The sequence below is a fragment of the Hyphococcus sp. genome (assembly GCF_965228385.1).
In the GTDB taxonomy this organism is placed as follows: domain Bacteria; phylum Pseudomonadota; class Alphaproteobacteria; order Caulobacterales; family Parvularculaceae; genus Hyphococcus.
In genome coordinates this window covers 2,867,084-2,880,580 of sequence record NZ_OZ245810.1, presented here as the reverse complement: position 1 = coordinate 2,880,580, position 13,497 = coordinate 2,867,084, and the positions used below count along the sequence as shown (strand labels likewise).

Here is a 13,497-nt window from a genome sequence, read left to right as displayed (position 1 = left end):
CGCTGATCATGGCGGTCCTGAATAAAGGGGAGAGGCCGCCATGGCGACGCTGACCGTAACGACGCTCGACGACGAAGCGTTTGATTCAGGCAATCTGACAGATGAGACGAATGACGGGAACGGCCTTTCGCTTCGCGAGGCGCTGGCGCTGGCGGCGGATGGCGACAATATAGAGTTCGACGCGTCGCTCGCTGACGGAACGCTGACCCTGACAGAAGGCGCGCTGACCCTGACGCAGGGCGCCCATATTGATGGGGACACGGACGGCGACGGCGACGGGGATATTACTATTGATGCGAACGGCGCGGGCCGCGTCATACATTTCACCACTGGCGGAACGTCGTCCCTGCACGCACTGACGATCACCGGCGCTCAATCAGGCGTTGACGGCGGCGGTGTGACCGTGGATTCCGGCGCAGGCATTAATTTGACAATTACAAACAGCACGATCAGTTCGAATAACGCCAATGTCGGCGGCGGCATCTGGAATGGCGGCAACCTGACGGTTGTAAACTCGACAATTGACGCCAACACGACATCAACTTTGTCCGGCGGCGGCGGCGGTATCTACAATCTTGGCTATGCAACACTCGTCAATGTAACGCTTGCCAACAATTTTGCGACTGGCGACGGCGGCGCCATCAACAATCAGGGTACGCTGACGCTCCACCACGGCACGCTCACGAATAATAACACCATTCTTGGCGAGGCTGGAGGCATTTTCAACGGCGATGATCTTACGTTGTCGAACTCAATCATCGTTAATAATCCTGAATTCTACGGCGCGGGCGGAGCGGGTTATTCTGATTTGACGAACGATTCCGGCGCAACGGCGAATTATGTGGGCGTCAACATTTTCTCGCAAAGCTACTCCGCTTCCATGGGTACGATTACCGATGTCGAAACGCTGGATGTGTTCGAATCGGGCCAACTCGCTGACAATGGCGGCGCCGTTCAGACTGTTGCTTTGAAGGCTTCCGATTTCAATCTGGCGGTTGACGCCGCCAGCGGGCCGCTTCCCGCAGATGCGCAAGACATAGACAATGACGCCAATACGGCGGAAGACCTGCCGCTCGATGCGCGCGGATCAGGGTTTGACCGGTCGGTCGATATTGCAGGCGTCGGTTCCGCGGCGCCGGATGTGGGCGCGTATGAAATTCAGGCCGACCAGGTCGAAGCCGGTTCGCTAATCGTCACCACGTTAGATGATGTTGTGGATTCGCTTGACGGGCTTACGTCTTTGCGCGAGGCGATCGCCTTCGCCGAAAATGGCGACACCATCACCTTCGACGCCGCGCTTTCAGGCGGAACCATCGTTCTGGCGCAGGACTCGCTTGTTCTCTCCGATAATATCACAATAGACGGCGACATCGATAATGACGCCGTCGCCGACATCACGCTTGACGGCGGCGGTTCATATCGCGTTATGGAGCTAGACAGCGGCGGCGCGATTACCCTTGATGGTTTAACGCTGTCTGGCGGATATGCGTCCGACACGAATGGCGGCGCCGGCGCTCTCATCAATTATGGAACGACGGCCATTTTCAACAATGTAGATGTGACGGGAAATTCTGTCGCCGGTGTTGACGACGGCGGCGGCATCCGTGTGAAAAGCGGTTCTACATTGACCATGTATGGGGGCTCCGTTGCAAATAACAGCACCGCTTCCGACGGCGGCGGTGTTGCGGTTGATGCGACCAGCGCCCTCAGCCTTGCCGGCGTCGTGATTTCAGACAACAGCGCCGGAGAAGACGGCGGCGGCGTCAGCAATCAGGGCGGCGCGCTTTCTATCGTTAATTCCACGATATCCGGCAATATGGCGGGCGATTACGGCGGCGGCCTGCACAATGACGGCGGAACCGCGGACATCATCAACGCCACCATTGTCGGCAATGGCGCAGAGTTGTCGGGCGCTGGAATTTTCTCCACGTCAACCATCGACGTTTCAAATTCTACAATCACCGGCAACGCAGTCGGAGAGGGCGGGATGATCGGCGGCGGGGTTTCGGTCTTTGAAATCAACCTGACCAACAGCATTATTTCCGGCAATGAGCAACCTGGCGGATACGAAGTCGCCGGCACTGTGAATCTTTACGGCGGCAATATTATTGGTACGGATATTTATTCAGGCGCCAGCGATGTCGGCGATACGACGCTGGAGGATATTTTTCGCGATGTCGGCGCCAACGCCGATACGGGCGTTACGTCCGGGCTGCTCGCCGATAATGGCGGACCGGTGCTGACCGTCGCCCTGAACCTTGACGGCGACGCAGTGGACGCGGGCGATGACGCCTTTCTCGCAGCGCCGGGCCTTGGCGACCCCGATATTCAGGACGCGCGCGGCGTCGCGCGCGTTTCCGGCGACGACATCGATCTCGGGGCGGTGGAAATGCCGCAGACTTTCGTCGTCACCACGATCGCGGATGAAAGCGCGGAGACAACGAACCTCAACGACGAAGAAACAGACGGCGCTGGTCTTTCCCTGCGCGAAGCGTTGGCGCTGGCGCAGGACGGCGATACAATCACATTCGACAATGCGCTTTCCGGCATGACGATCACACTCGCGGGAACGCAATTGACGATTTCCAACAGCATTACGATCGACGGCGATCTCGACGATAACGGCACGGACGACATCACCGTCGACGCCGGCGGTTTGAGCCGCGTATTAGAAGTGCAGGGTGGAGACGAGGCAAATCCCGAGGTCATTGCGATCGACGGATTGATGATTACCGGCGGTTACCTCAGCGGCGGCGAGGGCGCTGGTGTGTATGTCGGCGCAGATGCAACAGTGACCATCCAGAACAGCAATATTTACAGCAATACTATTGCGAATGAAGGTTCCGGCGGCGGTATTTATGTGGCCGGCAATTCAACTCTGAATATTGTTGATTCCGAAATTTCTCAAAATGCAGCAGCCAATCAAGGCGGCGGCGTCGCAACGGCGTCATCCGGCTCGACGCTCTACATTTCTGACTCTGAAATCGCGCATAATGAAGCGGCCAATGGCGGCGGGCTCTACAACCGCGGTACGGCGACGATCACCGAAGGCTCTTTTATCTACATGAACGACGCTGTTAATGGCGGCGGCGTCATGAGCGGCGGCAATCTGACCGTTAATGGCGGCTCGGCTATCGGTTCGAACACTGCGGCGACGAGCGGCGGCGGCGTTTTTGTCGAGGGAACAGCTGATTTCGACGGCGCGTTTATCAGCGGTAATTCATCGAACTATCGCGGCGGCGGTATCTTCAACCAGAGCGGCGACCTGACCATCAACAACACAAATATCAACAACAACTTTGCGGCCTCTTACGGCGGCGGCGTTCATTCCAACGACAACAGTGCGACCATCATCAGCAATACGACGATCAGCGGCAACCACGTGAATGAAGGCTCCGGCGGCGGCCTTGTATTCGACAGCGTCGAAACGGGCAGCGTGATCAACTCAACGATCAGCGGCAACGGGCTTTATCAATCCGGCCCCGGCGGGGGCGCGCATGTGACGGGAACGGCGGCGGTTGATTTCATCAACACGACTTTCTACGGCAACTTCACCGAGAGCGGCGCCGGCGGCGGCATAGCCGTTGATAGCGCAGCCAGCGTCGGCGTTTACAACAGCACATTCACCGGCAATGAGGCGAGCAATGGTTCGGGCGGCGCGATTAGAGGTTTTGGCGGCGCGACGGTGAATGTCGGCAATTCAATTTTCGCCGGAAATTTCGCCGAGGGCGCCAACAATATATCTAACAACGGCGAAGCGTCCGTCATCAACAATTACGGCGGCAACGTCTTTGACGATTCCGGTCTGAGCGGTCTTGATGATGTGAATAACGCCGGTCTCGAATCGATTTTCGACAGCGTTGTCGTCAACGAATTCACAGGCTTTGCGAGCGGCGAACTTGCGGACAATGGCGGGCCGGTCGATACGGTTGCGATTAACGCCGCAGGCGTCGCACTCGACGGGGGTGATAACGCTAATCTTCCGGCCGATCTGTTCGATCTCGATGGCGACATGAATACCGCCGAAGCGTTGCCTGTCGATGCGCGCGGGGAGGACAGAATTCAGGACACGCGCGTTGACGCCGGCGCGTTTGAAGCGGTGGGCCCGCAAACGTTCACCGTCACCACAGCCGCCTCCGCCGGCGGCGAAGATGGTTTTGAGGGCGGCGACCTCGCGGCCGAAATGGGCGATGGCGGCGGGTTGTCGCTCGCTGAGGCGCTCGGCCTGGCGCAAAACGGAGATACAATTCAGTTTGGCGCCGGCTTGGCGGGATCGGTAATCGATACCGGCGCAGAAAACGGAACGCTGGTTGTTACGCAAGACAATTTGACGATTGACGGCGACATCAATGATGACGGCGTTGCGGATATCGGACTTCGCCTGACTTCCGGCGGGAACGCCCTTACGCTCAGCGGCGGAACCGAACTCGATTTGCAGGATGTGGAAATCGACGGCGTTGATTTCACGTCAAATAATGCGGGAAGCGCCGTCGCCACGGGCGCTAACGCCAATTTGACGATTCTGAATTCCCAATTTTCTGATTTTCAGACGTCCGCGCTGTCACTGGGCGAGGGCTCGCAAGCGCAGATCAGCAATGTTCATTTTTACGGCAATAGCGGAGCGTCGGGCGGGGCGATTTACGGAAACGATGCGTCTGTTTTCATTGAAAACAGCACTTTCGCCTCAAATCAGGCGCATAGCGCGACTGGCGGCGCCATTGATCTTTATGGCGGTTCTCTCAACATTTCGAATTCGGCTTTTGAAGGCAACAGCGCCGATAACAATGGCGGCGCCATCCGCGCTTACCGGGCGCCGACGGCGATTGCGAACACAACATTCAGCGACAATTCGAGTGCGGAGGGTTCCGGCGGGGCCGTTTACATATACGACGCGCGGTCTGAATTCACCAACACGCTTTTCGCCGGTAACGCTGCTGACGTCGTGGGCGGCGCCATTCACGCCAGGGGCGGCGAGTTTCTCTATGTCGTCAATTCGAGTTTTTACGGCAATATATCAGGTTTCGGCGGCGGCGCGATCCGGCAGGACGCCGGCGAGGCTTTCATCTACAACAGTACTTTCACCGGCAACTACAGTGCAAATGGCGGGGCGGTCCAGGCAGATGGCGGCGGCGTCTATGCTGCGAACACTATTTTCTCCGGCAATGGATCAGAAGGAAGCGGCCTCGACGTGGATGCGCGCGAAGGCGGCGTGTTCATATCGCTTGGCGGCAATATTTTCGGTCAGTCAGGCCTGGCCGGCGCCAGCGATCTGTATACGGCAGACACCGGCGCTGTATTCAACGAGACAGTTGTGAATCCCTTTACGGGTATCGCCTCCGGGCGTCTGCGCGACAATGGCGGGCCTGTGGAAACCGTCCTGATCTTGCGCGGCGGCCTGGCCGATGGCGCGGGCGCCGCCGGGTTCCTGCCGCCGGACACGCTCGACCTCGACGCGGACATGAACACGGGTGAGGATCTGCCGGTGGATGGCCGCGGCGCGGCGCGGATTGTTGGCGATCTCGATATCGGTGCGGTTGAAATTCTGGACATCGTTCAGGGGACGGCGAATGCGGACGTCATTGTCGGCGGCGCGTTTTCCGATGAAATCAACGGACTGGAAGACGGGGATGATATCGCCGGTAATGGCGGCGCTGACACCATCTCCGGCGGTTTCGGCGACGATACGCTGAACGGCGGCGCGGGCGACGACACGATCGGCGGCGATGCAGGCCGGGATTCGATCATCGGCGGCGACGGCGCGGACACCCTGCACGGGTTCGGCAGCCATGACACGCTGCTCGGCGGCGATGGAAATGACGATCTGCGCGGCGGCTTCGGGCGCGATCTTATCGGCGGCTCAGGCGGCAATGATGTTCTTCGCGGGTTCGAAGGCGAAGACCGTCTCTTTGGCGGCGGCGGAAACGACACGCTCGTGGGCAATGACGGCGACGATTCGCTGACCGGCGGCGGCGGGGTTGACCGCCTGCGCGGCGACGCCGGGGACGACACGCTGAACGGCCGTTTCGGGGACGATTCCGTGACCGGCGGCGCAGGCGACGACTTGTTCCAGTTCCGGCAGGGCCACGGCAACGATATTTATGACGATTTCACGGCGGGCGCCGGCACGGATGATGTCATTCAACTCGTGGCGTTCGGGGCGGCGTTCGATACGTTCGCGGAAGTCATCGCGGCGGCGTCGGACAACGGCAATCACACCACCATCGACTTCGGCGGCGGCGACTCCATCCTGTTACTGAACGTCACGGTCGCCGACCTGCATGAGGATGATTTTATCTTCACATAATCATGCTGGCTCCACCGGCTTGCGATGACCAGAAAGAATAGTCTGCGCAAGCCGGTGGAATTTTTTATCAATGATAATCAGGCATTACCGCGATTGCGAAACTTGCCGGCCGTCGAGCGCCTCAATATCGCCATTTTGTGATAGTGTACTGACCATGTTTTGCATGATGTTGCAAAACGGGGGAAATAAGGCGGCATTATAGACAGTCTTATTGCGTTCTCCTTTAGGTGAAATCTAAAGAGGAAACGGAATAAACATGACCACTTTTTCAATAGTCGACGACGCTTCCGTCGGTTCCAGCGGCGTTTCGTCCGGCGTGATCGCATCGGTGAAAACCGGTATTCTGGCTGCGGCCGAGTTATGGAACCGGTATTTCACCCAAGGCGGATTCGACATCAAATTCCTTTTGGCGTTCGAGGATATTTCCGGGTCGGCGTTAGCGCGCGGCGGCACAGGCTTATCCTACTCGGGATTCGACGGGCCCGGACAGGAAATCTGGAAGCTCGATTCCATGGAGGAATATATTGTGGGCGCTGATCTGGCGGCCCCTGACGGCGACGCCGGAACGGACGATACGATCGACATCACCATAACGATTGATACGCCGACGCTGTTAGCCGGCGATTTCTTTTTTGATCCCGACCCTTTTCTCAGAACGGCGGCTGTCCCGGGTGGGATGTTCGATTTTATTTCCGTCGCGCTTCACGAAATTGCGCATGGACTTGGTTTTCTCGGATCGATTGAAGGGGAAGAGCCGGGTGATATTGATGTCGACGGACCGGATATTACGCCCTTCGACGATAATGTCGATTTTATCGGCGGCGACCGGTATTGGGTTGGCGCCGCTGCAACGGGGATCGCTGGCGGTTCGTTTCTTCTTGATCCTGATTCAAAAAGTCATATCGCCAAGGGTAGCGACGGCGGTTTCGATAATTTGATGGACCCCAGTCTTACCGCTGGCGATCGCGCCTATATCGAGCCTGTAAACGTTGCTATGTTCGAAGATATGGGCATGCCGGTGCGGAAAGCCACCAGCGGCGCAGATTTGCTTTATGGCTTCGATATTACAGATGATACGGCAAGTCTTTTGGGCGGCGCTGATGTCTATGACGGGCTTGGCGGCAGCGATTCCGTAGACGGAGGACCGGGAGACGACAGCATCAATGGCGGGGCAGACGATGATACGCTCGACGGCGGCGCCGGCGACGATACGCTGTCAGGCGATGCCGGCGACGACACGCTTGGCGGCGAAGCTGGTCGCGACTCGTTAATTGGCGGCGGCGGCGAAGACACTCTGCACGGTTTTGGCAGTCATGATTCTTTAGGCGGCGGTGCGGGGAACGATGACTTGCGCGGCGGGTTTGGCAAAGATCTGCTCAACGGTTCGAGCGGCAATGATGTGTTGCGCGGATTTGAGGGCGACGACCGCCTGTTTGGCGGCGGCGGGGCCGATACCCTGCTTGGCAATGAAGATAATGATTCCCTGACTGGCGGCGGCGGAGCCGACAGGCTCAAAGGCGATTCAGGGGATGACACGCTGAATGGCCGTTTTGGCGACGACTCGGTAACCGGCGGCGCGGGCGACGATGTATTTCAGTTCCGCAAAGGCCATGACAGCGATATTTTCGATGACTTTGTGGCGGGCGCCGGCACGGATGACGTCATCCAGCTCGTAGCGTTCGGCGCAGCGTTTGATACATTTGTTGAGGTGATCGCGGCGGCGTCGGACAACGGAACCCACACGACGATCGATTTTGGCGGCGGCGACACGATTTTACTTCTCGGCGTCACAGTCGCTGATCTGCATGAAGATGATTTTATCTTTACGTAAAATCCACCAGTTCGATCATGGGGCTACTTAAAACGGACGCAGCACATAGGCGCGTCAGAATAATAAATGCGCGGCCGTGTAGCACCCAGTTCAATATCGATTGCCGGGTCGAGACGCTTCGGCGGTAGGCTGGCGCTGACTAATCCGGGAAAATGCTCAAGAGGGGCGTTTTTGACGATGTTGCGCCAGCGAGAACGCCGCGCCGATATATCTAAGCCTTTCACTTACAAAGATATTTTGCCGCGCCAGGATACAGAACGGATATTTTGCATGATAACTTGATATCCGGCGGTCTTTTTTAGACTATAGAACCTGTTTTTTGGGGTTTTATTGACAAGGGGATATTTGGCGCACTGTAGGGGTAAAGGCAAAATATAGCGTCGAATTGTTGTGGGGAATGACGTTTTATACGCAAGCAGATCTGGATGAACTTTACCGGCGCATTATATTTAGCGACGCCATGCACGGCGCGTTGAATTTACTGACGCAAAAATTCAATGCACATGCAGGCACGGTGTTTTTATTTAAAGACGGCTTGCCGCATATTACGGCTGCTTCGAATATAAACAATGAGTTGGCGCAGAAGTTTAATCTCGACTTTGCCGCAAAGGCTCCTTTGCGAAAGCACGCGCTGACGGCGCCCGTTGATGAAATACTGACAGTGTCCGCATGTATTGGCGTAAAAAATCTTCATTTAACGGACAGTTACAAATTTGTCCTGGCCCCAAGCGACGTTGAAGATATTCTTATGTTTCGCTTTCTGGTGGGCGGCGCGCTTCGAGGGTTCACGATTTGCCGTGCACGCGGGCGGGAATTTAACAGAGACGATGTGCGCAACGCCGCGGGCCTCGTATCGCATATCCGGCGCGCTTTTCTGCTGCGGTTTTCTCAAACCGGTCAGCGGCCAACGGAAAAACGCATTTCCGACAGTTTCGGGCTGACAGCGCGGGAAGCGGAAATTGCGAACATGTTGAACCAGGGCGTCTGCCGCAATGATTTATGCAACCGGATAAATGTAAGCAGGAATACTTTGAAATGGCATCTGAAGAACATTTACCAAAAACTTGACGTCAAAAGTCATCCTGAAATGATTTTGAAACTGTCTTCGAAAAATCATATCACCCCACCCCAGGGGGTGGCGCGCGCTTCCTCACCCGGCGTTAACCTTCGTTAATGCTGCTGGAGGGGTATTCTAGACAGTTGCACATTTGTTTTTCGCAAATGCGCCAAGTGGTTGCCGCTTTGGTTCGCTGCTTGCGCGTCTGACCCTGCGATTTTTCGCGCCGCGAGACAGAAAGTCTGGCGCGCGTACACCAAGAGAATACCCGTCATCGTCAGCCGGAACTTATTCACGGCGCGGCCTTAAGGCGCGTCCGTACATCAAGAGGGGAATCTCATGGTAAATTCATTTGTGCGGTTTGATCAAAGCTTCGAAATCGATTCTGAGGGATTTCTGGACGAAGACACCGGCTGGTCAGGCGATATCACCGTCGTGGCTTCCGGAACGGGCGGGGTCGTGTCTCCGGATGGACCGACACACGCGATTTTCGAGCAAACGACAGGGTCAGGCGGCCTGACGGGGCCGTTTACAAGATTTGACGGCTACCGGTCGCTGGATGACGATCAGAGCTTTACAACGACAATTAAAGTCTATCTCGATCCCGGCTCATGGGCGGCCGGCGAAGGGTTTGACTATTCGGTCGCGGCTAACAATCAGGCCGGCGGGCATTTGCGCGATTTTATCTTTCATGTGACTCAGGACACGTCCACCGGCGACTTATTAATTGGCGCAAGCAACAATACGAATTTCGATCCTCGTGAAGATCTGGAAAACGGGAACTTCGGCGAGGTGACGTCGGCTGGCTGGTACACATTCGAACATGTGTTTTATGACGCGGGCGACGATACGCTAGCGGTTTCCCTGACCGTCAAGGATGCGAACGGCATCGTGATCTTCAATGAAGTGCTGAATGAGCCGACTGACGTTTATTCGACGGATTTTGGCGGCAACCGTTACGGCTGGTTCACGAATATCGACGTGGCGGGCGGCATCGCGGTCGATAACGCGCTCTTGCAAACGGAAGACGACAACCCTGTCCAGGTCAAAGACGAAGGCGTAATCGTCGCCACTTTCGACAGCGTTCAAGATGCAAAGGACGCGCTGGACAGCGGCGCGCTGGTTGCAACCACGGCCGAGATTTCGACGACCGGCCTCGACGACGCTTTCTTCTATGTCGCGGAAGGCATGTCTATTCAGGCGGCGATCGACGACGCGGTCGCCGGCGACCTGATTCAGGTTGCAGACGGTTCTTATAATGAAAGCCTTACAATCGATAAGGAAATCACGCTCGAAGGCGTCGATGCTGGCGCGGACGGCGTTCCCGATGTGCTTCTGACGCCAACAGGCGCGCACGGGGTTGAGATCACAGGCGATATCGATAATGGCGGCGCGGCGACGGTTTCCATCAGCGGTTTTTCCGTCAGCGGCGCCTCCGGCGCGGGGCTGCGGATTGCAAGCTCCACGAATTTGACGCTGCTCGATATTACGAACAGCGCCTTTTCCAACAATGGCACGCACGGTGTCGGCTCGGGTTCGGGCGCATTTGATCTCGACGCCATTTCCATCACGAATTCAACGTTTACGGATAATGGCCAGGGCGGAAGCAACGGTTCCGGCGATATTGTGCTCTTCGGGTTCCACGGCGATGCGACGCTGACCGATTTGACAATCACCTCGACTGCGACGGAAGCGACGGCCGTCAGCGCGCGAGGCGACAACGCCATTCAGATAGCAGGATTTGATCCGACAACGTATGATGTGGATACGCCAATCGGCAATGTGGTGCTTGATAATGTGACCGTCGACGGCTGGTATCATAAACCGCAGGTTCTGGTTCAGGGGTTCACGGATGTAAACGGCTTGTCGTTCACCGATGTCGACCTGTCGGGCGGTACGTCCTGGGGCGATCTTCTGTTCATCGACCCCGTGTCCAGCCCGGGTACGGATACGCCCGGCAACCCCGGCTATCCCGGAAACTATCTGCTGACCGGCGGCGCCAATTCTCTGGATCTTTCAGGCGTTACAATCAACTCCGGCTCCACTGACGTTCTGGGCGTCGACAGCCGCATCCGGGGCACGGACGGTGACGACGATATCATTGGCACCGAGGCCAATGATCTGCTGAACGATTCAGCCGAGGGCGGGGTTGATTACGGCGGCGACGATAATGTGTCCGGCGAGGGCGGTAACGATATTATTGTGGGCGGTCTCGGCAACGACACACTGGACGGCGGCGCTGACTACGATACCGCCGCTTACGCTGGCGCGGCGGGCGATTTCACGATTGACGCCGACATGGACGCAAACGGCTTTATCACCAGTTTTAACGGCGTCACTGACAATAACGCTGGTGACGGCGATGAAGGCGTAGACGTATTGACCAACATCGAAGCGCTGTCGTTTTCAGGCGGTGCGACGGTGCTGACGCTTGCGCAAAAAATCCAGCTCTTCAACGGGTCGAATGATCTGGTTGGTACATTCGATTCAATCAAGGACGCTGTCGACGCAGCGAGCGCGGGCTACACGATAAAACTGGCGGCCGGCGTGCATGACAGCGACGATGAGCAGATCGTTATTGACAAGGATTTGACGATTATCGGCGCCGGCAAGGATGCAACAACTGTTGAAGCTGCATTCGATACATCGACTTCGGGCGACGGGCGCGGCTGGTTCCTGGTGGAAGACGGGGTGACGCTCGATGTATCAGGGGTAACGTTTGACGGCGCCGGTTATAATATATGGCAGGCGTTCCGGCATTTGGGGTCGGGAACGTTCGATGAAGTCGCCTTCACGGATATCGAGTATCAGGAGACTGGCTCGCCCTATCAGGGAACCGCAATCGCGGTGTTCGGAGCGTCAAGCGACGTGAATGTCACGAACTCAATGTTTAGCGATATCGGCCGGATTGGCGTGCTCTATTTCGGCGCCGGCACAACGGGCGATTTCCTGGACAACACCTATATCGGAAAGGGCGACGGCGACTTTCTTGATTACGCCCTCGACATCAGCGCCGGCGCGGAAATCAACGTCATCGGCAACACGGTTTCCAATAATCGCGGCGTCGCTACATCGGACGGTTCCGGTTCGGCTGCGTTTTTGGTATCGACATTTTTCGGCGGCGGCACAGATGCGTTTTTTGCCGACAATATTCTTACCGATAACAGCGTCGGCGTATTCGTGGGCTTCAATTCCACTGATGCAAGCGCAGTTGAATTCGGTTCAGGAAACGTCATGACCGGGGGCCTGGGCGCGCGGATTATCGGCGACGCCGTGGTCAATAACCTGGATCTGATTGACGGCGATGTCGATTGGGACGCCGGCGCCGGCAATAACTTCCTGCGCGGCGCAAATGAAGACGATGAACTTTCCGGCGGCGCGGGCGCCGATACGGTGCTGGGCGGACTCGGAGACGATCTGGGAGAGGGCGGCGCCGACGGCGACTTTTTGTTTGGCGGCTTCGGCAACGATACGCTGGACGGCGGCGACGGTAATGACTCGGTCAGCGGCGAGGCGGGGCGCGATGTCCTGATCGGCGGCGACGGCGCCGATACGCTGCATGGCTTTGGCAGCCATGATTCATTGTTTGGCGGCGCTGGCGCTGACGATCTGCGCGGCGGGGTCGGCAAGGATCTGCTCGGCGGCGCGGCCGACAACGACGTCATCCGCGGTTTTGAAGGCGATGACCGGCTGTTCGGCGGCGGCGGCGCAGATACGCTTGTCGGCAACGAGGGTGATGATTCGCTTGTCGGCGGCGGCGGCGTTGACCGTCTGAAGGGGGACGCCGGCGACGATACGCTGAACGGCCGTTTCGGCGATGACAGCGTGTCCGGGGGTGCGGGTGACGATCTATTCGAGTTCCGTCAGGGCCACGGCAATGATATTTTTGATGATTTCACCGCCGGCGCCGGTACGGACGATGTGATTCAGCTTCTTGCGTTCGGTGCGTCGTTTGACAGTTTCGCGGAAGTCATCGCCGCGGCCACAGACAACGGCAACCACACCACAATCGATCTTGGGGGCGGCGATTCGATCCTGCTACTGAATGTCGTGGTCGCAGATTTGCATGAAGATGATTTTATGTTCGGATAGGCTCCGGTAACCATATATCTTGCGCGCGCCGCCGGATGAAACCGGCGCCGCATCATCTAGAACAACGCATTCCCGCTGGCGCTAAAGCGGGAATGCGTTTTTTCTTTGCTCTCCATTTCGATCCTGTCGTCCTCCGGCGCAAATATTGCTGGGTGATCCTGCGCAGTCTCTGATTAGGACAGTGCGGTAGTTAATATGCTGTTGCGCTCGCAA

The 13,497-nt window shown here is 57.2% G+C and carries 4 protein-coding genes; all 4 read left to right on the top strand.

Annotated features, from left to right (window positions below; translation table 11 throughout):
• The first annotated feature begins 40 nt into the window (after positions 1 to 40).
• The 4 genes from ACQK2Q_RS13325 (at position 41) to ACQK2Q_RS13310 (ending at position 13,284) form a co-directional block, all read left to right on the top strand.
• Positions 41 to 6,304 (top strand): right-handed parallel beta-helix repeat-containing protein, encoded by a 6,264-nt coding sequence (locus tag ACQK2Q_RS13325; protein WP_425410231.1) that lies wholly within the window; start codon positions 41 to 43, stop codon positions 6,302 to 6,304.
• Between the two features lie 256 nt (positions 6,305 to 6,560).
• A complete protein-coding gene (locus ACQK2Q_RS13320) occupies positions 6,561 to 8,135 on the top strand; it encodes a hypothetical protein (protein WP_425410230.1) in 1,575 nt (524 codons plus the stop codon).
• A gap of 397 nt (positions 8,136 to 8,532) precedes the next feature.
• On the top strand, positions 8,533 to 9,309 hold the full coding sequence (locus ACQK2Q_RS13315; RefSeq protein ID WP_425410229.1) for a helix-turn-helix transcriptional regulator: 777 nt from the start codon (positions 8,533 to 8,535) through the stop codon (positions 9,307 to 9,309).
• Between the two features lie 222 nt (positions 9,310 to 9,531).
• Positions 9,532 to 13,284: a hypothetical protein gene (locus ACQK2Q_RS13310; protein WP_425410228.1), complete on the top strand. Its 3,753-nt coding sequence runs from the start codon at positions 9,532 to 9,534 to the stop codon at positions 13,282 to 13,284.
• Positions 13,285 to 13,497 lie beyond the last annotated feature (213 nt).